Source organism: Noviherbaspirillum cavernae (genome assembly GCF_003590875.1).
In the GTDB taxonomy this organism is placed as follows: domain Bacteria; phylum Pseudomonadota; class Gammaproteobacteria; order Burkholderiales; family Burkholderiaceae_D; genus Noviherbaspirillum; species Noviherbaspirillum cavernae.
On the sequence record NZ_QYUN01000002.1, the window covers coordinates 2099496 to 2123010 of the forward strand.

The 23515-nt window shown below is 60.3% G+C and carries 33 protein-coding genes; 11 read left to right on the forward strand and 22 right to left on the reverse strand.

Annotated features, from left to right (window positions below; all coding sequences use genetic code 11):
* Positions 1-4 precede the first annotated feature (4 nt).
* The 21 genes from D3870_RS09705 to D3870_RS09805 form a co-directional block, all read right to left on the reverse strand.
* On the reverse strand, positions 5-1672 hold the full coding sequence (locus D3870_RS09705; RefSeq protein ID WP_119738651.1) for a phage tail tape measure protein: 1668 nt from the start codon (positions 1670-1672) through the stop codon (positions 5-7).
* Positions 1673-1789: 117 nt separating this feature from the next.
* The gene (locus D3870_RS09710) at positions 1790-2107 is read right to left on the reverse strand and encodes a phage tail assembly protein (protein WP_119738653.1); all 318 of its coding nucleotides are present in this window, start codon (positions 2105-2107) and stop codon (positions 1790-1792) included.
* Positions 2104-2463 (reverse strand): phage tail tube protein, encoded by a 360-nt coding sequence (locus tag D3870_RS09715; RefSeq protein WP_119738654.1) that lies wholly within the window; start codon positions 2461-2463, stop codon positions 2104-2106. Before D3870_RS09715 ends, D3870_RS09710 begins: the two co-directional genes overlap by 4 nt.
* A 33-nt stretch (positions 2464-2496) precedes the next feature.
* The gene (locus D3870_RS09720; RefSeq protein ID WP_119738656.1) at positions 2497-3987 is read right to left on the reverse strand and encodes a phage tail sheath subtilisin-like domain-containing protein; all 1491 of its coding nucleotides are present in this window, start codon (positions 3985-3987) and stop codon (positions 2497-2499) included.
* Positions 3984-4145: a DUF2635 domain-containing protein gene (locus tag D3870_RS09725; RefSeq protein ID WP_119738658.1), complete on the reverse strand. Its 162-nt coding sequence runs from the start codon at positions 4143-4145 to the stop codon at positions 3984-3986. The genes D3870_RS09720 and D3870_RS09725 overlap by 4 nt, the downstream gene beginning before the upstream one ends.
* A gap of 10 nt (positions 4146-4155) precedes the next feature.
* Positions 4156-4704, reverse strand: a complete 549-nt coding sequence (locus D3870_RS09730) for a phage tail terminator protein (RefSeq protein ID WP_119738660.1) — start codon at positions 4702-4704, stop codon at positions 4156-4158.
* Positions 4701-5225, reverse strand: a complete 525-nt coding sequence (locus D3870_RS22040; RefSeq protein ID WP_147375762.1) for a hypothetical protein — start codon at positions 5223-5225, stop codon at positions 4701-4703. Before D3870_RS22040 ends, D3870_RS09730 begins: the two co-directional genes overlap by 4 nt.
* Positions 5222-5605 carry a phage head closure protein gene (locus D3870_RS09740; RefSeq protein ID WP_119738664.1) on the reverse strand — a complete coding sequence of 128 codons (384 nt, stop codon included), beginning with the start codon at positions 5603-5605 and terminating at the stop codon, positions 5222-5224. Before D3870_RS09740 ends, D3870_RS22040 begins: the two co-directional genes overlap by 4 nt.
* Positions 5571-6179, reverse strand: a complete 609-nt coding sequence (locus tag D3870_RS09745) for a head-tail connector protein (protein WP_119738666.1) — start codon at positions 6177-6179, stop codon at positions 5571-5573. The genes D3870_RS09740 and D3870_RS09745 overlap by 35 nt, the downstream gene beginning before the upstream one ends.
* 13 nt (positions 6180-6192) lie before the next feature.
* Complete coding sequence (locus D3870_RS09750) at positions 6193-6438, reverse strand: hypothetical protein (protein WP_119738667.1); 246 nt, start codon at positions 6436-6438, stop codon at positions 6193-6195.
* Between the two features lie 103 nt (positions 6439-6541).
* Complete coding sequence (locus D3870_RS09755) at positions 6542-7804, reverse strand: phage major capsid protein (protein ID WP_119738669.1); 1263 nt, start codon at positions 7802-7804, stop codon at positions 6542-6544.
* A gap of 41 nt (positions 7805-7845) precedes the next feature.
* Complete coding sequence (locus tag D3870_RS09760) at positions 7846-8799, reverse strand: S49 family peptidase (RefSeq protein ID WP_119738671.1); 954 nt, start codon at positions 8797-8799, stop codon at positions 7846-7848.
* The gene (locus tag D3870_RS09765; protein ID WP_119738673.1) at positions 8796-10010 is read right to left on the reverse strand and encodes a phage portal protein; all 1215 of its coding nucleotides are present in this window, start codon (positions 10008-10010) and stop codon (positions 8796-8798) included. Before D3870_RS09765 ends, D3870_RS09760 begins: the two co-directional genes overlap by 4 nt.
* A gap of 2 nt (positions 10011-10012) precedes the next feature.
* Entirely contained in the window at positions 10013-11692 is a 1680-nt protein-coding gene (locus tag D3870_RS09770) for a terminase large subunit (RefSeq protein ID WP_119738675.1), read from the reverse strand.
* Positions 11693-12274 carry a phage terminase small subunit P27 family gene (locus tag D3870_RS09775; RefSeq protein ID WP_119738677.1) on the reverse strand — a complete coding sequence of 194 codons (582 nt, stop codon included), beginning with the start codon at positions 12272-12274 and terminating at the stop codon, positions 11693-11695.
* A 103-nt stretch (positions 12275-12377) separates the two neighbouring features.
* Positions 12378-13037: a hypothetical protein gene (locus D3870_RS22725; protein WP_242489922.1), complete on the reverse strand. Its 660-nt coding sequence runs from the start codon at positions 13035-13037 to the stop codon at positions 12378-12380.
* Positions 13019-13663 carry a hypothetical protein gene (locus tag D3870_RS09785; RefSeq protein WP_147375763.1) on the reverse strand — a complete coding sequence of 215 codons (645 nt, stop codon included), beginning with the start codon at positions 13661-13663 and terminating at the stop codon, positions 13019-13021. Before D3870_RS09785 ends, D3870_RS22725 begins: the two co-directional genes overlap by 19 nt.
* Positions 13663-14010 (reverse strand): hypothetical protein, encoded by a 348-nt coding sequence (locus D3870_RS22550; protein ID WP_199710602.1) that lies wholly within the window; start codon positions 14008-14010, stop codon positions 13663-13665. Before D3870_RS22550 ends, D3870_RS09785 begins: the two co-directional genes overlap by 1 nt.
* Before the next feature lie 384 nt (positions 14011-14394).
* A complete protein-coding gene (locus D3870_RS09795) occupies positions 14395-16911 on the reverse strand; it encodes a virulence-associated E family protein (protein WP_119738683.1) in 2517 nt (838 codons plus the stop codon).
* Positions 16908-17330, reverse strand: coding sequence for a hypothetical protein (locus tag D3870_RS09800; RefSeq protein WP_119738684.1), 423 nt, complete (start codon positions 17328-17330; stop codon positions 16908-16910). The genes D3870_RS09795 and D3870_RS09800 overlap by 4 nt, the downstream gene beginning before the upstream one ends.
* Before the next feature lie 80 nt (positions 17331-17410).
* Positions 17411-17893, reverse strand: coding sequence for a phage regulatory CII family protein (locus D3870_RS09805; protein WP_242489923.1), 483 nt, complete (start codon positions 17891-17893; stop codon positions 17411-17413).
* 143 nt (positions 17894-18036) lie between these two features.
* On the opposite strand from D3870_RS09805, the gene D3870_RS09810 reads away from it, so the two are divergent.
* From D3870_RS09810 to D3870_RS22050, 3 genes are all read left to right on the forward strand, one after another.
* Positions 18037-18279, forward strand: a complete 243-nt coding sequence (locus D3870_RS09810; RefSeq protein WP_119738688.1) for a hypothetical protein — start codon at positions 18037-18039, stop codon at positions 18277-18279.
* 164 nt (positions 18280-18443) lie between these two features.
* The gene (locus D3870_RS22045) at positions 18444-18641 is read left to right on the forward strand and encodes a hypothetical protein (protein ID WP_147375764.1); all 198 of its coding nucleotides are present in this window, start codon (positions 18444-18446) and stop codon (positions 18639-18641) included.
* A 306-nt stretch (positions 18642-18947) separates the two neighbouring features.
* Entirely contained in the window at positions 18948-19355 is a 408-nt protein-coding gene (locus D3870_RS22050) for a helix-turn-helix domain-containing protein (protein ID WP_147375765.1), read from the forward strand.
* On the opposite strand, the gene D3870_RS22295 is transcribed toward D3870_RS22050, so the two are convergent.
* Positions 19323-19478: a hypothetical protein gene (locus D3870_RS22295; RefSeq protein ID WP_158590422.1), complete on the reverse strand. Its 156-nt coding sequence runs from the start codon at positions 19476-19478 to the stop codon at positions 19323-19325. The two genes, D3870_RS22050 and D3870_RS22295, sit on opposite strands and share 33 nt — an antisense overlap.
* A gap of 222 nt (positions 19479-19700) precedes the next feature.
* Here D3870_RS22295 and D3870_RS09815 point away from each other — a divergent pair, with 222 nt between their 5' ends.
* From D3870_RS09815 to D3870_RS09845, 8 genes are read left to right on the forward strand one after another with little or no spacing between them, the layout of a single operon-like run.
* The gene (locus tag D3870_RS09815; RefSeq protein ID WP_119738690.1) at positions 19701-20102 is read left to right on the forward strand and encodes a hypothetical protein; all 402 of its coding nucleotides are present in this window, start codon (positions 19701-19703) and stop codon (positions 20100-20102) included.
* The gene (locus D3870_RS22300; RefSeq protein ID WP_158590423.1) at positions 20099-20257 is read left to right on the forward strand and encodes a hypothetical protein; all 159 of its coding nucleotides are present in this window, start codon (positions 20099-20101) and stop codon (positions 20255-20257) included. Before D3870_RS09815 ends, D3870_RS22300 begins: the two co-directional genes overlap by 4 nt.
* Positions 20248-20544: a hypothetical protein gene (locus tag D3870_RS09820; RefSeq protein WP_119738692.1), complete on the forward strand. Its 297-nt coding sequence runs from the start codon at positions 20248-20250 to the stop codon at positions 20542-20544. Before D3870_RS22300 ends, D3870_RS09820 begins: the two co-directional genes overlap by 10 nt.
* Entirely contained in the window at positions 20541-20933 is a 393-nt protein-coding gene (locus D3870_RS09825) for a hypothetical protein (RefSeq protein WP_119738694.1), read from the forward strand. The genes D3870_RS09820 and D3870_RS09825 overlap by 4 nt, the downstream gene beginning before the upstream one ends.
* A gap of 7 nt (positions 20934-20940) precedes the next feature.
* Positions 20941-21135 carry a hypothetical protein gene (locus D3870_RS09830; RefSeq protein ID WP_119738696.1) on the forward strand — a complete coding sequence of 65 codons (195 nt, stop codon included), beginning with the start codon at positions 20941-20943 and terminating at the stop codon, positions 21133-21135.
* Positions 21132-21569 carry a hypothetical protein gene (locus tag D3870_RS09835; RefSeq protein WP_119738698.1) on the forward strand — a complete coding sequence of 146 codons (438 nt, stop codon included), beginning with the start codon at positions 21132-21134 and terminating at the stop codon, positions 21567-21569. Before D3870_RS09830 ends, D3870_RS09835 begins: the two co-directional genes overlap by 4 nt.
* The gene (locus D3870_RS09840; protein ID WP_119738699.1) at positions 21566-21787 is read left to right on the forward strand and encodes a hypothetical protein; all 222 of its coding nucleotides are present in this window, start codon (positions 21566-21568) and stop codon (positions 21785-21787) included. Before D3870_RS09835 ends, D3870_RS09840 begins: the two co-directional genes overlap by 4 nt.
* Positions 21784-23514 carry a ParB/RepB/Spo0J family partition protein gene (locus tag D3870_RS09845; protein ID WP_119738701.1) on the forward strand — a complete coding sequence of 577 codons (1731 nt, stop codon included), beginning with the start codon at positions 21784-21786 and terminating at the stop codon, positions 23512-23514. Before D3870_RS09840 ends, D3870_RS09845 begins: the two co-directional genes overlap by 4 nt.
* Position 23515 lies beyond the last annotated feature (1 nt).

A 23515-nucleotide genomic window follows, 5' to 3' on the forward strand; every position in this document is an offset into this window, starting at 1 on the left:
GGAATCAATATGCCAGCCGATACCCGACGTCCGGATTGAACGCGACCGACCGCTGGTTCGTCGTGCCCTGCTCGACACGCATGCCGGGCGGCGCATTCTCGAAACGCACACGCATCTCGCCCTTCAGATTGGCGGAAGGGCTCATCGCACCGGCGCTCGCAAGCGGCGTCCGGTTCGCGCCAGCCTGCAGCCCTGACAATGGGCCGCCTGCGCCCACGCCAGACCGGGATGCGGCCATACCTTGTTGACCAGCCGGCAAACTCTCGTCGCCGCCAACCCAGCCGGAAACCGCTTTCCCTGCCTGCAGGATGGGATCGACGAAGCCGCTGATCCGGTCCCACAGGCTGGAGAACCAGCCCACGATCGGCTCCCAGTTGTTGATGATCAGGCCGAGCGGCGACCAGCCGAAAACGGTCTTGAGCAGCTCCCAGCCGGCGGAGAAATAGCCGCCCAATTGCTCCCATAACGCAGCCGCCCATGGGCCGATCTTGTCCCAGTTGGCGTAGATCAGGTACGCCGCACCGGCTATCGCGGCCGCGATGATGCCGATGGGTGTCGTCAGCATCGCTCGCCCCATGAGCAGCATGCCTTTTCCAACCATCAGAAACGCCTTGAGCAGCAGCGGCGCCACATAGGTCGCCATACGACCGAATACCATCAGCAGCTGCCCCATCGAGGCCACCGGCCCGATCAGGATCAACGCGCCAAGCCCGAGCAGCAGGTTCTTGACGCCGCCGATGGCGCTGATGAATGTCCCGATGCCGGAGACCACATCGCCGATCCCTTCCTTCAGTCTGGTCAGGCCGCCGCCGGCGACCCATGCCTTGACCGATTCAGCGACATCCCTGACCCATGCGCCAACTTCGGAGCGGATCAGATCCTTGTTCGCCGCGATCCATTCCTTGACGTCCGTAATGATCGGCGTCAGGAAGGGCGCCATCTCGCCGAACAGCTCCGCCGTCTGCGAGCGGACCTGCTTCATAACGAGACCGATCTCGTCGCCCATCTCGTCGAGCGCGCCGATGGAATCCTTCGTCACCACCGTGCCGAGCCGGGCCGCCTCTTCCTGCATCTTGCGGATGCCGTCGCGGCCTTGCGCCAGGATCGGGATCATCTTCGCGCCCGACTTGCCGAACAGCTCCATCGCCATCCGGGTGCGCAGCGCCGGGTTCTCATTCCTGGCGAAGGCGTCGGCCAGCGCCGGCAGCGCCTCTTCGACGCTGGTGATCTCGCCCCTGGCATTGCGCAGAGGTATCCCCAGCCGCTGGAACAGTTCGGCAAAGCCCTTGTCCTTGCCGGCCGCGCCGTCGGCCATGCCCTTGTTCAGCTTGGTCATGGCCTCGTTGACGCCGTCGGCTTCGACGCCGGCGGCAGAGAATACGGTCTGCAACGACTGCAACTGCTCGACCTGCATGCCCGTGACCTCGGCCGCGTCCTGGATCGCGCCGGCATAGTCGAGCGAGGCCTGCGCGGCGCGTTGCGCGCCGAAGGCGACCGCGGCGAAGGAAAGCGACGCCGGGACGCCAAGGCTGCCGAGCAGGCCGCGGCTGGCGCCGCCGAGATCACGGAAGGTCTTGTGCGTCGCATTGATGCCCTGCCGGATGCCCTTCAAGGCCGGCGAGATCTTGTCGACCGCGCTGATGATTGCTTGCAGGTGAAATTTATTCGACATCGTCTTCCCTCATTTGCCGCTGCTTCTCGATGATGCCGACGGCCTGTCGTTCGTACTGGAGGAATCTGGAGAGAGGTTTTCGCGCGAGCAAATCGGGATCGATCCGCCAGAAGTGCGCTAGTTCGAAGACGCGCTCTTCGAACTGATCTTCCCTTCCTCCGAGACGCCGAAAAAACCCATGACCACTCCCTGCATCTGCTGCAGGTCGGCAATCGCCATCTGCTTGACCGACGACATCGGGATCTTCGCCAGCCGCGAGACGTAGCGGCCGACCACCTTCGGCCGCAACTCGATGCCGGTGTCATCGGTATCGCTCGGCACCACCAGGTACGGATAGCCCAGCTCCATGACGTCTTCCGACGTCGGGTCCGCCAGATCCAGTTCGGAGACTTCCGCGCCGTGCGCAATGATCGGTTTTGACAATCGGATTTTCATTGCCAGATCCCCTTGTTGCCCTCGAAATGGAGCTCGACTTCGCCCTCGTCGCCCTTGACGTCGGATTCGCCGACCAGGTAGCCGCCGGACAGCGTGTAGACCTTGCCGTTCGCGAGCTCTGCCGTGACGGTCAAGTCGGTGTTTTCCGCCACGACGTCCGTCGGAAAGTCATCGCGGAAGATGGCGGTGAGCTTGACGAACGGCGTGCGAACTTCCTCTTTGTAGCCGGCCGGTCCGGCCGGGCCGGAAACTGTCTCGCGCTTCTTGTCGGTCAGCGGCACCTCGATGCTGCCCTTGACTTCCAGCTGCGCGCCGTTGACCTTGATGTAGCAGATGCCTGCAACTCTCTTACCCATGATTGCCTTTCAGTTTTTGAAAACGGGATGACGTCAGTTGCTTGCCGGGTACTGCTGCCGGAACTGCGCCAGCACGGCAAACACGCGCAGCTGGTCGACCAGATCAGGCGGCAGCAGCACGTTCAATCGCTTCGGATCGTTGCTCGGTCGCTCGACGATCAAATGTTCCTTGAAGGCCTTCGCATTCTCGACAATGCCCGCCTCCTCCAGCTCCGCATATTTCGCGATCAGTTCGCCGCGAATCACCGACGGTGTAACTATCGCCTGCCCTGCACCGTAGCGCGTGCCGTCGTCGGCCAGCTTGTGGCGCGGGTACTTGCTTGTGATCGCACTGCGAAGACTGCGCAGGATGTATGCCAGCTGGTGCATCGTCTCGCTGTCCAAGTAGGACGGGTCCGCCTGGTTGAAGGCGTTTTTCTGGTACGTCGTCACCGCACGTTCGACGCGCACCGCGCCGCCGCCGACATAGCTGGTCGCGATACCGGAGTTCAGCAGCGTCTGTCGCTCGGTCTGGATGAAACGGTTCGGCCCCGGCGCCGGCAGGATGCCGACCAGCTCACCGGTCTGGGTTGGTCGCGCAGGATCGGCAGCGATGAACACCGCATTGCGGGCACCGTAGGCTGCCGCATATTCCCACGCAGGATTCGGCACGCCGGTCTCGAAGCCTGCGACCGTCACATGCTGGTCATTGCGTGCGACCCCGAAGGTCTGCAGCGCGGCGAACGTGCCGCGCTTGGCCGCATAGACGTGACCGTAGATCTGCCGGTTCCATGCCCAGCGGCCGGTCGTGTCGTTCATCAAGGCCATGAGCGCGTCCAGAGTTGCGCTGTCGGTGTACGGGCAGATGATGAAGTCGAACTCCTCGTCGCCCATTGCCGCGATCCCGGCTGTCAGCGACGGAGTCGTCGTGCCACCCGCCATCGCAGTGATCACGACCGTCAGCCCGGCCGGCGTCGTTTCGCCGCCGGCCGCACCGCGGTAATTCATCTGCAGCAGGATGTCATTGCCCAGCTCGCCCTTGTGCTTTGCCGTGACCGTGACGGCGCCGGCTGCGGCTGCGGCCGTGACAGGCAGGTCCGAGTTCGCATTGATGGCAGCAGCCAGCGCGGTCGCTGCTGCAGCTGCAGTATCGGCTGCGGCGACCGCAACCTGCACCCGATCCCCGCCGATGTAGGCACTCAGCGTCCCGGCCTTGGAAGCCGAGCCGGTGAGCCCGATGGTGCCAGTCGCCACGGCACCGGCGCCATCGGCCAGCGGCAGGCACCACACCTCGCCGAACGCATCGTTCGCGCGGTATTTGGCGTGCATGGCCGCCAACATGGACCCGACGCCGAACTGCTCTTTTGCTGCATCGGTGCGGGACACCAGCTGCGGCATGTTGGTAGCCGCGACGCCGGAAGGGAGCATCTGCCCGATGATCAGCGTGCGCAGGGTCTGCGAGAAGTAGCCGGCCTGAGAGTTGTCGACCTCCGCGTAAAACAGCGGAACACGCAGATTCTGCGGCGTATTGTTAAAACTGATCATTGCTTCGCTCCTTTCTTCGGTTGAACTTCGATGACGTCGCCGTCAACGATGCGACGCAGCCAGTACTGCGACGCTTCGACGGTGCGGCCGTCTTCGGACAAATAGCCGCCCCGATCCGGATCGGGCACTTGCCGACCGGGCACAGGTTTTACAAACATGGAATTGCTCCTACGGTGGAGGGAAATTGATGGATGTCTTTGCTTCGATCTGGCCGTCCGGTTCAGCGACATCGACCTCGATGTCGAGGCCTTGCCAGTCCGGCAGCTCGCTGTCACGCACAGCGAGCCACGTGTCGTCTTCACCGATCTCGTAATCGACGACGAACTCGAACTGAAAATAGAGACGCGCGCGATCCATGTGCAGCAGGTTGCCGCCGTCGTATTCGATCGCGTCATACTCTTCTGCAGGTCGGAATCCGAGAAGCGCCCTGAACAGCAGCGCGCGCATGTCATGCACCGACAGCAAGGCGCTCTGCCCCCGCTCGTCCGCAACATTGCTGACAACGACGATGACCCCAAAGCCTTCCTGCACTCTTTGCCGATATCCGTTTCCGCTTTGATTGCGCTCGGGGCTCTCATCCATCGGGATGACATACGCAGCAGGGGCGTGGAAGTTGGCGGCCTCCGGAAGAATCTTGAAGTTTGCCGCACCGCCGACACGGTTCCCGAATTCCGGCACGCGAGCGCGCAGCTGCGCAATGATGAGACTGAGATTCATCGTGGTTTAAGCGCATCTTTCAGCGCTTCCCTTATCCCGGTTTGTGCAGCCTCACGCCGCGCATCAAGTGCGGCAGTCATGTAGTTCTTTCGCGGAGCCACGACATAATTGCCTTTTTCCGCTCGTGCTGCGACCAGCGCCGCTCTTTCACCACGGCGCCGACGATTGCTTCTGCCGACTCCCTCGCCAGGGGCAAGCCGCTCAATGCGTCCAAGGCCTCGCGTGCCATACCAGAGATAGGCCGGATAAAAATCCTTTCCCATTTCTGCTGTTTTGTAAGGCGCCACACGCACAGCAAAACCATGTCGTGAAAGAATCTTGAACTTGATCGACCGCTGCAGCGCACCCGAGTCTTTACCCGGAAACTCGCCCGGCTCTGATATTGCGCGCCTTGCGACAAGCCGTCGGGCAATTTTTCGAACGGCTTGCGCTTCGGTACGCAAAGCCTTGCGCACCCGCTTGCGATCGAAGTCAATCCTGCTGTGCCCGGCAAGCGTGACATTTACTTCAGCAATGCTCATGGAATCGCCCCCAGCAGCTCGCACTCAACATGCAGGAACCTGCCATTGCCTTTCGCATCCATCGATCGCTTGACCCGATATCGCAAGCCTGCGGTAACGTCGTCAATCACATGGTTCGGCGTGACGGTCGCCTCCCGCACACTGGATGAGATCCTCATTGCGATGAGATGCGTAACGTCATTGCCGGTTTGCTTCGCGCCGTAATAAACGGATCCTTTTGTCGGCTCAATCGACGCCCAAGCGTCGATGCCCGCATCGAAGGTTTGCTCGATGCCGAAGGCCGCTGCCGGCATGTCCTGCCATGCGCGAATTTTCACCTGCTTGTTTAACTTGCCAGCTGACATGTCACCTCCAGACCTTGTAGCGATCGAGGAGGCCATCGATATGCGGCAGCTCCTGGATTGACGCACCGACAATGACGCTCTCGCGGTTTTCGTACAGCGTGCCGATCAGCAGCAACATCCATTGCCTGATTGCCTGCGGCACCTCAGCCGCATTCTCATAACCCGCCGTGAACTGGATCCGGACCGCGTTGATTTGTCCGAGCGTAGCGGGCCAGCTGCGCCCGGTAGCCGGCAACAGACGGCCAGGCTCTGAGAAGTCGTCGAGCACATAGGCGCTCGGATCCAGTGTCTGCAGAGCGCCATTTCCATCCAGGTATTTGACGCTACCAATCGACTGGACGGGCGACTTGTCGAGCTCGATGACCGGCGCAAAGCGGTCAAGCGCAAGCTCCCATGTTTGCGTCATGAGCGCGCGGCCGGTCAAGTGCTCGGCACGCTGACCTGCCGCAGCGATCAAGGACTTGATCAGGCTGTCATCCGGATGCGCCGACGTGTCTGCAGGATCCACGATGAGACGCACATGCAGCCTCGCCTCGTTAAGCGAGATCGGGTCTTCTGTCGCAGGAGCAATGAGGCGGAGGTTCATGGTCATTCGCGGCTTGTCCGGCATGATGGTCTGGGTGTTATTGCTGGTTCACTACCGGGTCGGCGGGATCGGTTGGCTTGGATGAGTCGGTTGGCGCGGATGAATCGGCCGGATCGACGGGGTCGGTCAGCTTGGACGGACCGCCAGTCTTTTTGGGCTCTCTGTACTCGACCGCCTTTTTCTCGGCGATCAGCTTTTCGGCGACTTCCGGATCAAAGCCCGCGATCTCGCCGGACTGATATGGACTCACCGTCTTCAAGAATTTGACGACAACTTTTTTCATGGACACCTCGAAAAGAAGGATTCACTTTGTGCAGACGTCTGCACAAATAAAGAGGCGGACCGCTCGGCCCGCCCTCTGCTATTGCGCGTTCGTCAGCTGGCGATTACGGCGCCCACTTGACGCCCGTGAGCACCGCAACTGCCACGTCATGGCGTGGCTGGATATCGTGCTCGGTGATCGCCCGAATCAGCGTGAGATCCTGAGAGAAAGCCGACACCATGGTCGCGCCGCTCTTGAACGATGCCTCGGTCGATACGTCGATGATCAACCCGGTCGCCTCGCCGATGATGACTTCATTGAAGTCAACCAGATAAATCTCAGACTCATTGCTGCCGGCACCCAGGTTTTCCGGGATCTGCGTCGTCAGTCGGAACGGCTTGCCGCGCAGCTGCCCTGCGTCGATCTCGGGGAATGCCTTGTTGCCATTACCGTCGACCAGGTTCTGCAGATAGACCATGGTGCGCGGGGAGAATACCCATCCCGGCTTGATCATGCGGACCTTGCCGGTCAGCAGTGCCAGCTCCAGCTTGCCCAGATCGTTCTTGACATTCTGCAGGTTGACTGTCGCATTGGCGGCGATCACATTTCCGGCAGGCGCCCAATAGCGAAGACCCTTCGGCAGATTGCCGGTGCCGTTGTCGCGCAAGAATCCGATATCCTCGCGCAGCGCGATCGCTTGCAGCATGTCGTCGCGGACCATCGTGTTTGCTTGCGGATTGGAGAAGCGGATCAGGTCGTTGGAAACCGGAACCAACGCGGTCAACTTCTTTTTCGACAGCGTCATCTGGCCGAAGGTTTGCTCGGAGGCCGCAATGTCGTCGTTCTCGCCCTGATAGTTCGCCGAGGCGCCACCGACGATCTTTGGCATGGTCAGCGAGCCATTCGGCATCGGGATGGTTCGCGCGCCGGAGGCTCGCACGACCGACATCGGCTGCAGCAGTTCGACGAACTCCGGAACATAACCCGGTGGAACGATGAAGCCGCCGGCGGCGCCGGTGCCGGTGTTGAGGACGGCGGCAATCTCGGGGAACCCATTGGTGTCCGCATAATGCGCAGCCCCGCGGGGGTCGCCCTTCGACGCGCACAGCGCACGGACGATCATGCCGATGTCTTCGCCTTTTTGCTTGGCAGCCTTCGGTACTGCCGACATGGATGCCAGTGGCGTCGCGGTCACGGCTGCCATTTTTTCGGCTGCCTGGATACGATCAATTCTGGCGGTCAGGTCATTGAACTCGGCTTGCAGCTGATTGAACTCGGCGAGCTGCTCGGCAGTGAGGTCGGTTCCGTCGGCTTCAATCGCCGCCAATTCCGCGACACGTGCTTGCACCCCCGCGCGGCGCTGCAGAAGACTGGTGATGTCTTTCATTGCTTTCCTTTCGCAAATAAAAAAGCCGCCCGAAGGCGGCGCTATACCCCTCGCGGGGATCCTGATGGATTCTGTTGCGCGCCGATTATCTGCATCGCCTGCGCGGCGCGCTGGACACGCCCGCCGGCTTTGCCTTGCGGCTGAGTGTTCACGTTGCGCGCAATGATGTCGCGTAGCGCATCCTTGGCCGTCATGACCTTGTCCGCGAGTCCGATCCTGATCGCGTCGTCACCGCGGTAAGTGTCTGCCTCGGTCGCCCTGACTGCGGCAGCGGTCATTCCGCGATTCTTCGCGACCGTCTCGACAAAGAGCTCGTAAGCTCGATCGACTTCGGCCTGCAGTCGGGACAGCGCCTCATCGGTCAACGGTGAGTCGGGCAGACCGTCGGCCTTGCGCGCGCCGGCATAGATCGGCGTGACCTTGATTCCGGAGTTGGCCAGCATGGCGCTGCGATCTACGTGCGCGGCAATGACGCCAATCGAGCCGACACCGCCCATGCGCGGCACGATGATCTCGTCAGCCGCAGAGGCAATCGCATAGCCTGCGCTATAGGCGGACTCATCGACGATCGCGGATATCGGTTTGATGCCGCGTGCGCTGCTGATCTCATCGGCCAGGTCGAACAGACCGTTGACCGAGCCACCCGGTGTGTTGAGGTCCAGCACGATATGCCGCACAGAGCCGTCGTTGACCATTGCATGGAAGTCTGCGGAGAGTTGTTTATAGCTCTGGATGCCGGACATCGCATCGAGGCCGCGCGTGCGATGCGTCAGCGAACCATAGATCGGCAACACCGCGACGCCATGACCGACGTCCTGGAATGCCGGACCGGACTTTGCCGCATTCAGCGACGCCGGCAGTTCGTCATCCTCCATGGCACCGATCTCGGCGATGTTGAGATGCGCTTGCAGGACGTTGAGGATGATCTCCAACTTGCTGCCGTGAATGGCCAATGGCGTATTGAAGATCAATTCGGCCAGATATGCTTTTTTCATGCTTGCCCTTCCCGCGGCGCTCCTGCGCGCTGCATGTTGAGAGGTTCCAGATAAATGTCGCCACCCTCGTAAGGATCGCGGTCCTCCAGATCGCGGATCTCGTTCGCGTTGTAGACGCCGATCTCTCGGCCGGTGCGATATGCCTCAAAGCGGGACTTCATGTCTGCCCGCATCAAGGCGTCGACATTGAACTTGAAGAAATACCCCTCGCTACGCTCGTCCTCTGACAGCAGCGACAGGTTGAGGCGCTGCTCCCAGCGCGCGATCCATGGAATCAATGTGTATTTCAGGAACTGCAGATCCTGATGTTCGATATTGCTGAACGTTGCTTTTTCCAGGTCCGCCAGCATGTGAGGCGGGATCCGGAACATCCGCGCGATCTCCGTCACCTGAAATTTTCGCGATTCCATGAACTGCATGTCCTTCATGTTGATGCGCAGATCGTGCAGCTTCATGCCAGCGCCGAGAACAGCGATGTCGTTGCGGTTGCCGGCATGGATATCCCGCCACGACTGGCGGATATCGTCTCGCTGTTTTTTGTCGGGATTGCCGACAACTTCGATTGCCGCCGGCGGAACGATGCCGCGTCCGACCGTCTCTGCGCCGGCCCGCTCGCCAGCGATCGCCAGTCCGACCGTCTCGCGCGCGAGCTCAATCGGATTCAGGCCGATCAAGCCATCGAGCGAGAAGCCCCGAAGATGCAGCATCCGTCGTGCCGGGATACCGTTCTCGCCCCCCGAGATGTCGTAGTAGATCGAGCCGTCGTCCGGATTGCGCCTTACCGTCACCTTGTCTGGCGCCTGCGGATACAGCGCGCCGACTTCGCCCTTTCCATCGCGCTCGATGAGCGAGTAGGCATTGCCACGCAGGCCCATGTGCGCCTGCTTCATTTCCTTGAAGTCGAACGCTGTCATCTGCGGGTTCGGCGCATCGTGCAGCAGCGCATGAAGCGGATGATCATCTGCATCGACGCGCTTGCCGCCCTTCTCCTTCATTTTCAGCGATAGCGGAAGTGAGGCGATCGACTCCGCCAGGATCCGCACGCTGGCATAGACCGCCATCACGTGCATCGCGGAGTCCGGCGTTACGTACTCGCCGGAGATCGACTTGCCGCCGCCGAACAGACCGACAATCCATCCGGCCGGCTTGCTCGGCGTGCCGCCGCTTGCGTCTGCGCGCAGGCTTCCGCCTCGGTTGAAAAAATTGAACATCACTAGACTCCGTCCGGTATGGTTTGCGCCTGGTCGGCGATCGCGCGATTGAGGCACATCAGGAGGGCGACAACGCCGTCGATCTTGTTCTCCTCGCGCTCCTTGCGCGGGAATATGTTGTCCTTCGCGTCGCGATGGCAGACCACATTGCTGACCATCCACGTCAAGACCGGATCCCCGTCATGATGGAACCGCCCTTCGAGGACCAACGCCTCCAACCATTTCATCGGCTCGCTGAAGTTCTTGACCGTCTGCCCGACTTCTACCATCGGCAGGTTCGCCGCGACCATGCGCTGCGAGAACTGCGTTGCCTGGAATGGATCGTAAGGTGCCTCCTGAACGCGGAACCGCGCCGCATCGATGAGTAGATCGTCCTCGATAACGCCGAAGTCGGTCACGTTGCCCGGCGTGACCGTGATCAAACCGCGGCGCGCCCAGCCGCTGTATTGCGAATTGCGGCCATCTTCGATGGCTTGCTCATTGAGGTAGTGCTGCGCAAAGGCGTAGTAATGCCGTCGCCCCTCAATGTCCCTCCAGAACAGGCGGACCTTGTCGGCGATATCGACCTTGGATGCCAGATCGTGCGCGATCAGGCACTCCGCGCCCTCGAACTGCTCCAGCGTCAAGACTGGATCGCCGCATGCGTCCCACGCGCGCATGTCCATCCACGCGCTGTCGGCATTGACCCATACATTGAGCCGCTTGGTCAGGAAGCCATTGACCGCGCTCGGCATGGACATCGCCTTGCGGCAAGCCGCTTCCATGTCGTCCGGCAGGACCGAGACCCCATAGTTCGGATTCGCCTTCGCCCAGACGGCGGGATCGGCCCAATCGTCCTCATCGTCGATCGTGTAGATGATCCCGAAGAACGACTCATCCTCGAATACGCGCTCCAGCACCTTGATCACGTGCGCGCGCTGCTCGTAGCAGATGCCGCTGCGATCGCTGCCGGCGGTCGTGATCATCCACAGCAGCGGCTGCGATCGGGAGCCAGTGCCGGAATCCAGTACGTCGTACAACTCGCGTCGTTTGTGCGCATGCAACTCATCGACAATGGCACAGTGAATGTTCAAGCCGTCGAGCGTCGATCCTTCTGCGTTCAATGCGCGAAACGTGCTGGCGGTTTCGGCGATCGTGATGTCGTAGGTCGCCACACCGACACCGAACCGCTCCAGGAGCGCGGGCGAGCGCAGCGCCATGCGCTTCGCGTCATCGAACACGATGCGCGCCTGCTCGCCGGTCGTCGCCGCGCTGTAGACTTCCGCACCCGGCTCGCCATCCGCTGTCAGCATGTAGAGCGCAATGCCGGACGACATGGTGGACTTCGCGTTCTTGCGCGGAACCTCGACATAGACTCGCTTGAAGCGCCGCTTGCCGCGCTGGTCGATCCATCCGAAGACGACGCAGATAATGAAGCACTGCCAGTCTTCGAGATTGATGGTCGGATAGACCATCACGCCATCGACATTCACCGGCCTCGCCCAATCGCCCTTGATGTGCGGCAGAAGTTCGACGTACCGGCAGACCCGATTCGCCCGCGCAGCGTCAAAGCGATATTTCCAACCCTCGCGCTGCAGGTCGTCCAGATGCCGCTGGCATGCCAGCTTGACCCACTTGCAGGCGATGATCTCGCCCGAGGTCACGCCAGCCGCATAGCGGAGCGTGCGATCGACGTAGTCCATTCAAAACTCCGCGAAGCTCTGCGGTCCGTCTTTCTTTTCCTTGCCGTCGCCATCGGCCTTGCCGCCCTCGAACAGTGTGAGCTGCTTCGCGCCGGGCTGGCCGAGAACGACACGCGCACGCATCGCCGGCGACAGGCCGAACTCGCCGAGCAGTTTCATGAGAATTTCGCGCTCTTTGTTCAGCAGCTGATACTCGATGCACTGCATCTCATAGCCTTGCGAGGTTCGCGCGATGTAAGCTTGTGCCGGATCCTGTTCCTGATCTGACGGCCGCTCCTTGTTTTCCGTGAGGATGCGAAGCATGCGCCGCTGCAGCGCGGTCTCGAACAGCGCAACCCGCTCGACCGCCTGGCACAGCATGCCGAGCATCTGCTGGTCGAGTCTGGAGATGATGTTGTAGCGAACCAGCTCGACCGTGATGCGCTTCCACTCCTTGCGTGCCTCCTTGCCCAGATGCTTCGGCGGGTCCGGCGTCTCGACCATCGGCCGCAGTTGACCGTCCGCAATCATCGGCCGATGGCCGCGATTTCCTTCCAAGACCTTGAGCTCGGTTGGTTTTGATTTTGGTCCTCGAAGACCCATGTCAGACTCCTGTCAATACCCCCCCGTCCGAAACTTGCGCGGCCAAAAAAAAGACTAGGCAGACGGTCTTCAATGGGAGGCTGTAGAGATTGGACCGCCCCCCCTATCGACCGAAGCCGCCATCCTCGCGGGCTGTCTTGCGGTCATGGCACGGCTTCGACATCGCCTTCCAGTTCTTCCGATCCCAGAAGAGCGCGAAGGCTTTCTTGATCCGCACCGGATCGCCGCTGTCTTTCGCTTCCTTCAATCGATGCGGAATTGTGTGATCCACGACGGTCGCAGCAATCAAGCGACCACGATCGCTGCACTCATCACACTCGCATAACGAATGCTCACGCAGGAATGCATCGCGCGCCTTGCGCCATTTGCCGTCATAGCCGCGCTCATGTGCAGAGCCGCGATCGGCATCGGCTTTCTGCTGCACCAGCTTCGCGTGCTTCTCGCAGCGTCCCGGTTCATCGATCAGCTTTCCGCATCCCGGATGCCTGCAGATCGACTTTGCGCGAGTAGCCATGACAGACCAAAATGAAAAAGCCGCCGCATCGAAGGAGATGCGACGGCGAATCCGATGCAGGAAGGAGACATCGGAGGAGACACAAAGATGGTGGCCACGTATTGCGGCGCGCGAAGCCGGAAAACAAAAAGCCCCGATCAACGTGATCGGGGCTTTTGACGTACTGGCTTCGAGGTTGGTGAAATTTTGAGGCAACTGTAACAACCTTGTCAAACACTTTTTGATTTTTCTCAATTCGTCGACTGGCAAGCGACAATGCCCTGCTCCTCGAAGTGTGGCTGCAGGCGCGCAATCGCCATCGCTTCCAGCGGCTTGAGCAGCGCCTTCACCTTCGGGAACGCGCGCGCATACGACATATGGTTGCCGCCGAACTCAATTGCCAATTGCCGAAAGCTGATCTCGGTCTTTTTGTGATTGGCGTAGAACTTGGCCACCATGCAATCCAGTGCCAGCCGCGGCACACATTCGAGCGCCCTTCTCTCTGCAAGCCAGCGCGCCACATTGCGAATCGCCGCCGCCTTCTCCTTCGAGAATGCGTAACGTCTGCTTTCAATCGGACCTTCGTAATCCGTGCGGCTGTACTTGGCCTGCAGCGCCCAGATCTCCGCTTGCGGCAAAAGAGCATGGATGGCCGACATGATCAACGCGCACTGCGCGCGAATGTCATTCGACGACAATCCCTCGAAGTCCACCGTCGAATCGGCCCGCGTCCCGCGCAACTGTGCCAGCCATTCGCTCTGCTCGTCGGACTGGAGGTTGATCGACTCCATGACGCGGATGAGCGCCTTGCGCATGGTGCTGTCCTGCTGCTCGCTGCCATGGATCTGGAAGGCCACGTAAATGGCTTGCCCCGTCGTCTCAAAAATCGGCTTCATCATCCCCTGCCCTTTTTCTTCGCTTGTTCAATCAAATCCCGCAGTTCCCGCGCCTCGCGCTCCAGATCGCCCGGCATCAATGGATCAGCCTCACGCACATCAGCGCCGCACTTCTTCGCAAAGGCCCGCGCCTCGATGATCCATTCGGCGGTCACCGAGCACGACAGGCCGCGCTCGTCGTACCGGATCGCAGACGTATGCACGGTGCATCGCGTGCCGAGCCGATGCCCGTTTTCACGCGCCCAGAATGTCGGCTCACCCTTCAGCCCCCTCCGTATCTGTGCATCGATCGCCTCCTTCCCGAACGCCGCTCTGAGGTCGTCGAGGAATGCTGCTGTCAGAGGCATTTCTTGCCGAAGGTCCTTTGTCATCTGTCCAACCCCCTTTTTGGTTGGACGTGGGGTTGGACGACGCAAAGCCGCTTCAGACCTTGATCCGCCAACCTCCCAACCTGTCCAACCTGTTTTTGAGTTTTATCAATAGCGTTTTGTCGAAAATGATCCGTCGCGTATACGCGTGCGTGTGTGCGCATGTGTGAGCGGAAACGGTTGGCGAGGTCGGGAGGTTGGCGAGGCCAATAACCACGCGGGTTTGCGCCGTCCAACCTGCTGAAAGCGAGGTTGGACGAGGTTGGGAATCTGCCTGTCATTCCGAACGCAATGGCCTTTTCCGCCCGCCGCGATGCGGCGCACGATCTCTGGCGCAAAGATGCCCGTTTGAAAGCAAAATCCTTAAATCGGGAGCGGATCATCACCCTCCCCTTGTGCCGCTTGCGCCGACGGCGCTGGCCTCGTATAGAAGCGTTCGCGCGCCCCGCTCGTCTCGCGATCCTTGATCCACCCCAGCTTGCGCATGCAATTCGCGATGCGCATCTGCTCCTGCTTGGCCGGTCCCAACTTGCCGATCTCGATATGCAGCGCCTTCGTCAGCAGCTCGCGCATCGTGGCGCGATCCAGCCGGTTATGCACCGAAGGCTTGCCATCCGGCCCGATCGCTTCGACATAGTCATAGATGCGGCCGACCCAGATGTCCGCGATTTCGCGCGTCTCCTGCTGCGGATCGATGAGCGTGCGCTGCTCCTGCGGCGTCGGATACCAGAGCTCGCCACTGCGCATCAAATGGACCGCCTCACCCAGCAGCTGCTCGCGATCACGCCGCAATGCCTCCAGGTCGATGCGGCCGGTTTCAACCGGCCAGAAGCGCCGGTTTCCGGTCGGATCCTTGAAGTACTCAGCCTCATTGGTCGTGGCAGCAAAGACCGTCCGGCGTGCGACGTTCTTCATCCGTCGTCCATACGGCTCCCGGTAGCGGTCCGTCTGGCTCGACATGAACGCCTTGATGGCCGTGACCTCGGATCGGTTGAATTGCTCCAGCTCGGCAATCTCGTACAGCAGCACGCCCTGAATGGCGAGAAAGCCGTCCTTGTCCCCCATCTTGAACGGCGTGTCCGCAAACCACACGCCGCCCAGCACCGCCAGCGCCGTCGATTTGCCCTGCCCCTGCCCGCCCTCGAACACGGGCGCATAGTCATGCTTGACGCCCGGGCAGAATGCACGCTTGGCGAGGCCCACGAAGAACATCAGCGAGATCAACCGCATGTAATCCGAATCCGGCGCACCCCAATACGTGCTGAAGGCCGTCACGACGCGCAGCTGCCTGTCCCACTTGTCCGCGCACTGGTTCAGGAAGTCGGTGACCGGATTGAACGCATTTTCCCGAGCCGCCTGAGAGACCGCCTTCTCGATCTCGCTAACCGAAGCCACCACAAGCCGGTAAGTGTTCGCAAGGTACATCCCGAGGTGAAAGTCATCCGCCTCGGTCCATTCGCCTTTTTCCGATTGCCACGGAGTGGCCTTGCGCTTCATCTGCAACTGTGAGAACTGATCCAGCGCCACAAGGCCCGCGAGTCGACGGTCATGCTTCAACGCCATGTAGACATTCTCGCGGCACCCCTTCACTCCGCCATTCGCCGTCTCGATCATCATCGCGCGCAGCTCTTCCCAGCTCAAGCCGCCCGCGCAAGCGGGATCAGGGGTGGAAGAGCCTTCTAGCCCCTCCGTCACCCAGGGCGGAACATCCGGCCCATCCGAAGCCGATGCAGCCACCTGCTCCGACGCAGAGAGATTCTCGACCGGCACGGGCCGCAGTCTTTTCAGCCAGGCCGCGACATAATCCTCCGATACCCCCTCCTCAATCAGATCGTAGATATCCCACCCATCCGGCTTCACGCCCGGTGCGGGAATGTCGATCAGCCGGACCTCGCAGCCGAGACCGATCAGGATCTCGCGGATCTTCAGCGCCGTGCCCATGCCCGGCTGCTCGTGCTCCGGCCGGAGCTCGCCTGCGCGTGGATGCCCATCCTTGTAGACCTTCGCGTCGGCATCCGCCCAGATGAGCACCCTGCGCCCGGCCAGCGGGCTCCAATCGGCCTTGCCGGCCGCCTTGCCTCCGCCCGGCCACGACACCGTATCGATGAGATCGGCAAGCATCTCGAACGCCGCATCGGCGCACTTCTCCCCCTCCACCACCAAGACAGGAAAGCCGTCACGCAGCGGCCCCGGCAGATACAGCGGGCGCGGCTCAGGGAACGACATCCAGCGCCACTCGCACTTTCCGCTGTCGGGATGGCGTGCATAGACGCACGGAATGATCTCCTTACCGCCGTCGGATGTCTTGAATCGATAGATGCCGCCGAGGAGGCGGCGCTCCTGGTCGCGATACTCCCAGACCCGCTCCGGCCGGCCGCGAACGACATGCGCCACTGGATACGGACCTGCATCGTCAGGCACCGGCAAGACCGGCATCCACTCCGTTTTCGCCTTCCTCGGCGGAGCCCCTACCCCCTGTCCCGCTTGCGCATGCGGCGATTTCTGTTGTGCCTTGGCAGGCGGCAGATGCGCACGCCCTTTTTCATCTTGATGAGCGCGAGGAGCAAGCTCGATGCCAAGTTCCTGTGCGAGTTCCGCGCAGGCCTTGCCCTGCGTGATGCCATGGATATAGGCATAGAGCGAGATCAGATCACGGCCGGCGTCGCCGCCTGCGCTTCCGTCGTAATACGTAAAGTCAGACCAGTATCCGGCCTTATGGCCGGATAGACGAATACGCATCGACTTGCCGGCTTCGCCGGACTTGGAACCGATACAGAACTCCTGCCCATCGATGACACCCAGCGGAAACCACTTGCTCAGCAACGACTCGATGGAAACGAGCGCAGCGTCTGCGACGCGGCCAAAATCGTCGAGATTCACTTGTCGCTCACCCCGCTGTACGACCCTGTATAGGGCACACGCTCATCACCCATAACGGATGGATAGGTTCGATAATCCATCGACCCCGCACGCTTCGCATCGACCGAATAGTGCTTCGCCAAGTCAAGCGGCTTGGTATTGACGGACACGACGCGCGGCGTCGGCATGGAACGGCGATACGCCTCGACCAGCACGCGCCCTTCAGCCGTGATCATCATCGTGTCGCGCTTGCCTAGCTTGACGAGACCGCGCATCGTGAGGGGCACCATCGCGACCTGCTCGAATTGCTTCGGTGATCGGAAGCCGCCGAACAGGATATTTCTCAGCTGCAAAATGGGCGCGACGCCATTCAGGTCATACAGACGTGAAAGCACCTTGAAGCCGGCACTGTCCGGCGCCATCGGAGTCATCTTTGCCATCTAGCCCTCCCAGGCTTTTTTCTTGTTGATCGCAGGCTTGCGCCCGAGCGTCGCTTTGTATTTGGAATGCGTTTGTGCAATCAGGGTTGAGCCCGGCTATGGATGCGATATCGCAGCTCCTCAATCGCTGCGAGCGCCTCCTGCGCCTCCTTTTCGATGGCTTCCATCTCCGCGTGAGTGATGTTCCGGTGCGAGACCGTTTCCGATGCGGCGGACGAGAGATCGGAAAACTCCTTGACCGCCTTGCACAGGGCCTTGGTCAAATCGTCGTCTGATAGAACGTCAACAGGTGGGCGCGGGAAAGCAATCAATCCGTGCCGCCAGTTCTTTGCGACGAGCGGCTGCAGCGCATCCGCGACCTTGGCCTCCTCGCAAAACTCGATGATCAGCGACTCTTCCTCGCTGTTGATATGGTGCGTATTGATTGACGGCCGCAGCTTGTTGCGCAGGACATTGACCGACATGCCCATACGCAAAGCCAATGCCTCCAACCCACCCGGATATGCACGCGCCACTGTGTAGAGCGCGTCAGCCTGATTCATCGACGAATAACGAAGCGTCACGGTAAACCTTTCCTTTTTTTGCCGATGCACACTTGTTGGCATCGGGATATCTTTCGTTCAAACATCAACTTGCAATAAGGCGGGAGATTCCAACGTGATAAATTGCCATTCCCCAACAACAAAATCTCAACAAAGGAACTCCCATGAAACCAGGCATCACCTACGAACTATTATTTACAAACGAAGCGAAAGCCCGCATCAAGAATCCCGCATCGATCAAAGCCAACATTCCACATATCGAAGAATCGGCATTCCCGATAACCGGCGAATTCATTCAAATCCTCTGCGACGGGCAGCTAACCCGCTTCCAGGTTGTGTCCAGAGACTTCATTTTTTTGGAAGGGGAAAATGTGGTGATTCAAGCCGTACTCGCATTTCCCCTCTAAGCGCCCCTGTCAGCTCCGTCTGCATACTGTCGAGGGACGCTGCATCGAATTTGGTAACCGCGACGCGATGCTTTTTGTCGTCCACATTCATGGCGATCCTTCCGGCATTGAGCGCCAGCGCCGGCCGGATCAGCCAGAGCATGAACCGTGCGTAAAGAGCCTTCATGAAACCTCCTTCAAAGAAAATGACAAAGCGGGAGCGCCGGCTGGCGCAAAGGGACGGCCTGCCCGCCAAGGGCAAGCTGAATCGGCGGACGTTCGCACGACTGGCAGGCCGCACTGGAATGGGGCTGCGCGCATGGCGGGAATTGCGATCAATCCTGAGTGCAAGCGATGAAACGTCATGCAACCGCCTGTTCTGATTGATCGGGAACAGGTGCTGCCGGCAGTTGGAGCAACTGACTCCGCGTTATTTGTCCCTGCGTTTCGCGCTCAATAACCAGCGAGTATTGCGTTTCGCCGGTCCACTCGGTGCGAGGAAGCCGTCCGGCTCGCTCCCACTTTCTGATTGCCGGATACGTAACGTTGCAGGCTTGTGCGAGCTTGCCCAACCCGACAATTCGCACGGCTTCACTTATGAGGTTTATTGTTTCCATCACAAAATAATACCTAATGTATTACTTTGCGTCAAATACCGAATGTATTTTCTTAATAGATAAAGTACAGGGATGACAGAAGAGAAAATGCAATTCGTAGCGCGGCTCGTTGATGTGACCAGCATGCTTGGATACCCCGAGCATGGACGCCAAACCCAGTTGGCGTCGCACTACAAAGTGACCCAAGGCGCAGCTCGTAAATGGTTTGCTGGCGAAACCATGCCGAGCTATGAGATTTGCGCGGATATGTGCAAACGCGCACAAGTCCACTACGAATGGTTAATGACGGGGCGAGGCACAAAATCCATTCATGCAGCGCAGCCATTGCTTGCGCTGGTATACCTCGACCCCGAGGAGTTGAGCATCATTACTGCATTTAGAGAAGCGACCCCCATAGGGAAGGCCTCTATTTCAACGGCCGCGGAAACCGCACCCCGCGCAGAATCACTAAATATTGCTCCAGTTCGAAACCAAGCGTAGCACCACCTCCTGCGGTGCCGGATACTTTGCAGCCAACGCCTGCGCATAACGCAGCAGAATCACCCTTGCTTCCGGCGACATTTGCCGCACAGCATCCAGCACTTCCAACTCCAACTTTTGCATAATCCCTTTCCTTATTCCACATTATGGAACGAGGATACTCAGCGATGCCCGGCGCATCGAGAATCCCATGAATATGGGATATAAAAATTGATCAACAGAATTGATCACCCCACAGAAACTTAAGCCGCGCCAAATTATACAAAATTAATACAATTGGTATTTACACCAAATAATACCTTATGTATTATTTGCTCCGTCGAAACCTTATTGACGGAGCGAACGATGAAGAAGCCCAAAAGCACCGCCCCTAACACCTTCCTCGAAAGGGTGGTCGAGCGAGAAGAAAGCCGGCATGCCGGCCGCCGCAAGGAAATCAAGCAGATGCGCTCCGCTTTAGTGATGGCGGAACCGACCATCCGTTCACTGGAAGCACAAGGGCTGCGCATCGCCACAGAGAGCAACTGGCTGTCAACGTGCGATCGTGTTCTGATAATAGAGCTCGTGGCAGCAGCCGGCTTCAACAATCCCAAGCTGTATAACGCCCTGGTCGACCTTGGCTTCAAGGAAGTCAAACGCTACGAACACGCATCCTTCGCCACCGCTCACCTTAAGAAGAGCCGCCTGACGCTCTCGGTTTCCATTCCTCCGAACTACCAATACGCACCGCAACAGGGGGCAGCATGAACGCCTTCTCCGTCACGGTTCGCACAAGTGATTGCCGCCTTGCCTATACCGCCATCGGGCAAAGCAGCGGCGCCATTCACGAAGTTGCACTGGACCATTTTGGCGGCCTGTGCAGCGTCACAGTCATTCCTCTCAAGGAGGGCGCATGCCAGTGATCCAGCCCGACGCTTTCTCTGCCGCCGGCGCGGTCAAGGTGCGCGCCAAGGCCGTCGATCCGCTCGAAGGCTTGAGCGGCCATGCCTATGTCGCCGCGCGCAAGCTCAACCAACCGGTGCCCCGCCTGGATGCGGCCGATCCCGCCAAGGAGGCAGCGGCGCGAGACATCATCGCCACAGTCAAGCGGCATCCGCCGTCCAATGCCGTCTTTCTGTCCGGTGACAGCGACTATCTGCCGAATCCGGACCGCCGATTCTTTGCCGTCAGCCTTCGGAGGTCGAAATGAGCTCTCTCTACGGCAAGCTGGCCAGCCAACTCACGCGCCAGCACGAAGTGCAGACGTCTGCATTCCATGCGAACGCCGCCACCATCAATCGCTTCGGCGATGCAGTTCAGCCGCTTGACCTCGTGCCGCATGTGCAGGCGCTGGACGCGGGCAAGGTTCGGCTGTCCGCCAACTGCACCCGAGGCCGCGACCATCAGCCGGTGTTCACCGCGCTGGCCGGGCATGGATACACCATCGGCGAGCCGGAGCTGCTGCCGCAGCAATTCAATGACGGCTACCTGATGTGGACCGTTTCCGTCACCGGCAGCACGCTCCAGTTCAAGCTCCTTTTCTACACGCGCACCGATGTGCGCCACGCGCCCCACGCGCATCAACCTTCGCTCGTCTGATCTATCCATGACTACCCACAACAACATCCAGCGCAATACGCCGGTCGAATTCGACTGCGATGACGGCCGGCTCACCGGCACCGTCATCGACATCCAGCGCAGCGTCGAGAATGCGCGCGCATTCGCCATCATCGAGATCGATCACGAACTGCCCGGCGTCGTGCGCAGCGTCCCGCTCGACCAGCTACGGAGGGCGGCATGAAGCACCTCAGACGCCGCAACAAGGCATACCGCCCGAAGCACGTCCACGTGCCCGTCATGCCGGAGCTGCAGCAGGAGTTCGCCTACTCCGGCCATGGCGCGCTGGCCGCGCTGCGCCTGGCACCGAATCCCGACGCCTTCGAGCAACTGGCGGCCATCTTCAACGTGGTCTACCTCGGACTCGCAGCGAAGGGCGACAAGAGCCTCATCCTCGAATCCGGCATGCGCGCCATGCAGGACATCTCGGTCCGCGCGGACCGGACCGGCACGGTCGGACTGGCGCGCCACGAACTGCCGCCGATCCGGAACGCCGTGCTCGAGTGCGAGAAGCTGATCCGCGCACTCGACATCGTCACGCTGCACAACGCCCGCGTGAAGTCGCTTGCGCTGGCGCAGCAAAGCCGCGCACAGAACCGGCAGGGAGCGTCGGCATGAAGGCCGCGATCAGGCATGACCACGTGCATCGGTGCGTGATGGTCTATCCGGACGGCATGCGCCTGACCGAGCCGCGCCGCACCGCCAACCTTCGTATCTGGATTCTCAGCAACCGAACTTTTCACCCGACCGCCGCCCTCTTCGTCGACGGCAAGTGTCGTTACCGTGGCCATCTATCCGACGAAGCCATCCATCAACTCGAAGGAGAATTCAAATGACAGCTGTCGCCTCAAATTTCAGCAATCCGCATTTCGGCAACATACCTCTGGCCTGCGTCATCCCGTCGAAGACCAACCCGCGGAAGCACTTCAACGAGGCAGATCTGGCTGAGCTCGCAGAGAGCATCAAGAACCACGGCCTCGCACAACCGATCCTCGTCCGCCCGCTGCCGACCAGCGAAGACATGATCGATTGCGTCGAGATCGTCGCCGGCGAGCGCCGTTACCGCGCCTCGAAGCTGGCCGGACTGGAATCCATTCCGGCCATTGTGCGCGAGCTCACCGACGTGCAGGCGCTGGAGCTCCAGATCATCGAGAACCTGCAGCGCAAGGACGTGCACGAGATCGAGGAGGCCGAGGGCTACGACCAGCTGATGAAGCAGCACGGGTACACCGCCGACAAGCTGGCAGACAAGGTCGGCAAGAGCCGGTCATATATCTATGGCCGCTTGAAGTTCTGCGCGCTTTCGCCGAGCGTGCGCGAGGCATTCTTCGACGGCAAGCTGTCTGCATCGACGGCCCTGCTCATCGCCCGCATCCCGGTCGAAAGTCTGCAGGACCAGGCGACGGAAGAGATCGTCAATGACGGCGATCCCATGTCCTATCGCAGCGCCTTCGAACACATCCAGCTGCGCTACATGCTCACACTGGACCGCGCACGCTTCCCGATCAAGGACGCCAGGCTGGTCGCAGACGCCGGCTCGTGCGACGCCTGCCCGAAACGCACCGGCAATCAGCCGATGGTGTTCAAAGACGTCGCTGCAGACGTGTGCACGGATCCGAATTGCTTTGCCTCCAAGTGCCGCGCGCACGACAACAAGGTGCTGGCAGTCGCGGAGAAGAAAGGCACGCCGGTCTACGAGGGCGAAGAAGCGAAGCAGTTCAAGAAAGATACCGAGCTGGTTCCTGCCGACATCCCCGTGTGGCGCTTCGACCGCATCGCCGATCACACCATCGAATACAAGAAGGCCGAGGATGTGTTGACACAGGAGCAGCTACCAAAGCCAGCGGCCTTCGTGCGCATCGACGGCAAGGTGCAGGCCATGTACGAGGAAACCGCAATGCAAGCTGCCTTGGAGAAAGCCTGCATCTGCGAATCCCAAGAGGCCCATGATGCGCGCCTGGAGGCGGAGCGCGATCAGGTTGCAGAGGCCGAGGAAGAAGCCAAACAGCAAGCGAGCAAAGCTGCTCGCGAACGGCGTGAAAGGCTGGCCGAAGACGAAACCGCCGCGCGCATCGCCGCCTATCGCAAGGTCCGCGAGACGATGCAGCACGGATTGTCGCTCGAGGCTTGGAGGCTCATCGCCAAGGAGCTGCTTCTGGGCGATTACTACGTCTCTGTACCTGCCAACGAACTCCCGGAAATCTATACATGGACGGGGGCCGATGAGGATGCGCTAATCGCTTACGTGGAGAGCGCCACGGTTGGACAGCTCCAGCTAATGCTCATGGACATGGTTTTCGGTGAATCGCTGGCCATCAAGGCATGGGCGCTCGACGAGGATGACAAGGTCAACCTGCAAGACGAGAAACATCAATCGTTCGCCGCACTCTGCGACGCCGCGACGGTCGATATCGACGCTGTCCGATCATCCCTGCAACAAGCCTCTGAAGACAAGGTGTCGAAACCGAAGAAGGCCAAATCGAAGGACAGCGCGAAAGCCGCCGGCATCGTGCCCGCTCCCAATGTCGCTTGGCCATTTCCAACTGGAACGCGAGGAGAATGAT

Coding starts and splice junctions, on each gene's coding strand:
- D3870_RS09705 (WP_119738651.1), bottom strand. CDS start 1,672: ATGTCGAATAAATTTCACCTGCAAGCAATCATCAGCGCGGTCGACAAG.
- D3870_RS09710 (WP_119738653.1), bottom strand. CDS start 2,107: ATGAAAATCCGATTGTCAAAACCGATCATTGCGCACGGCGCGGAAGTC.
- D3870_RS09715 (WP_119738654.1), bottom strand. CDS start 2,463: ATGGGTAAGAGAGTTGCAGGCATCTGCTACATCAAGGTCAACGGCGCG.
- D3870_RS09720 (WP_119738656.1), bottom strand. CDS start 3,987: ATGATCAGTTTTAACAATACGCCGCAGAATCTGCGTGTTCCGCTGTTT.
- D3870_RS09725 (WP_119738658.1), bottom strand. CDS start 4,145: ATGTTTGTAAAACCTGTGCCCGGTCGGCAAGTGCCCGATCCGGATCGG.
- D3870_RS09730 (WP_119738660.1), bottom strand. CDS start 4,704: ATGAATCTCAGTCTCATCATTGCGCAGCTGCGCGCTCGCGTGCCGGAA.
- D3870_RS22040 (WP_147375762.1), bottom strand. CDS start 5,225: ATGAGCATTGCTGAAGTAAATGTCACGCTTGCCGGGCACAGCAGGATT.
- D3870_RS09740 (WP_119738664.1), bottom strand. CDS start 5,605: ATGGCCTCCTCGATCGCTACAAGGTCTGGAGGTGACATGTCAGCTGGC.
- D3870_RS09745 (WP_119738666.1), bottom strand. CDS start 6,179: ATGCCGGACAAGCCGCGAATGACCATGAACCTCCGCCTCATTGCTCCT.
- D3870_RS09750 (WP_119738667.1), bottom strand. CDS start 6,438: ATGAAAAAAGTTGTCGTCAAATTCTTGAAGACGGTGAGTCCATATCAG.
- D3870_RS09755 (WP_119738669.1), bottom strand. CDS start 7,804: ATGAAAGACATCACCAGTCTTCTGCAGCGCCGCGCGGGGGTGCAAGCA.
- D3870_RS09760 (WP_119738671.1), bottom strand. CDS start 8,799: ATGAAAAAAGCATATCTGGCCGAATTGATCTTCAATACGCCATTGGCC.
- D3870_RS09765 (WP_119738673.1), bottom strand. CDS start 10,010: ATGTTCAATTTTTTCAACCGAGGCGGAAGCCTGCGCGCAGACGCAAGC.
- D3870_RS09770 (WP_119738675.1), bottom strand. CDS start 11,692: ATGGACTACGTCGATCGCACGCTCCGCTATGCGGCTGGCGTGACCTCG.
- D3870_RS09775 (WP_119738677.1), bottom strand. CDS start 12,274: ATGGGTCTTCGAGGACCAAAATCAAAACCAACCGAGCTCAAGGTCTTG.
- D3870_RS09785 (WP_147375763.1), bottom strand. CDS start 13,663: ATGAAGCCGATTTTTGAGACGACGGGGCAAGCCATTTACGTGGCCTTC.
- D3870_RS22550 (WP_199710602.1), bottom strand. CDS start 14,010: ATGCCTCTGACAGCAGCATTCCTCGACGACCTCAGAGCGGCGTTCGGG.
- D3870_RS09800 (WP_119738684.1), bottom strand. CDS start 17,330: ATGGCAAAGATGACTCCGATGGCGCCGGACAGTGCCGGCTTCAAGGTG.
- D3870_RS09810 (WP_119738688.1), top strand. CDS start 18,037: ATGAAACCAGGCATCACCTACGAACTATTATTTACAAACGAAGCGAAA.
- D3870_RS22045 (WP_147375764.1), top strand. CDS start 18,444: ATGAAACCTCCTTCAAAGAAAATGACAAAGCGGGAGCGCCGGCTGGCG.
- D3870_RS22050 (WP_147375765.1), top strand. CDS start 18,948: ATGACAGAAGAGAAAATGCAATTCGTAGCGCGGCTCGTTGATGTGACC.
- D3870_RS22295 (WP_158590422.1), bottom strand. CDS start 19,478: ATGCAAAAGTTGGAGTTGGAAGTGCTGGATGCTGTGCGGCAAATGTCG.
- D3870_RS09815 (WP_119738690.1), top strand. CDS start 19,701: ATGAAGAAGCCCAAAAGCACCGCCCCTAACACCTTCCTCGAAAGGGTG.
- D3870_RS22300 (WP_158590423.1), top strand. CDS start 20,099: ATGAACGCCTTCTCCGTCACGGTTCGCACAAGTGATTGCCGCCTTGCC.
- D3870_RS09820 (WP_119738692.1), top strand. CDS start 20,248: ATGCCAGTGATCCAGCCCGACGCTTTCTCTGCCGCCGGCGCGGTCAAG.
- D3870_RS09825 (WP_119738694.1), top strand. CDS start 20,541: ATGAGCTCTCTCTACGGCAAGCTGGCCAGCCAACTCACGCGCCAGCAC.
- D3870_RS09830 (WP_119738696.1), top strand. CDS start 20,941: ATGACTACCCACAACAACATCCAGCGCAATACGCCGGTCGAATTCGAC.
- D3870_RS09835 (WP_119738698.1), top strand. CDS start 21,132: ATGAAGCACCTCAGACGCCGCAACAAGGCATACCGCCCGAAGCACGTC.
- D3870_RS09840 (WP_119738699.1), top strand. CDS start 21,566: ATGAAGGCCGCGATCAGGCATGACCACGTGCATCGGTGCGTGATGGTC.
- D3870_RS09845 (WP_119738701.1), top strand. CDS start 21,784: ATGACAGCTGTCGCCTCAAATTTCAGCAATCCGCATTTCGGCAACATA.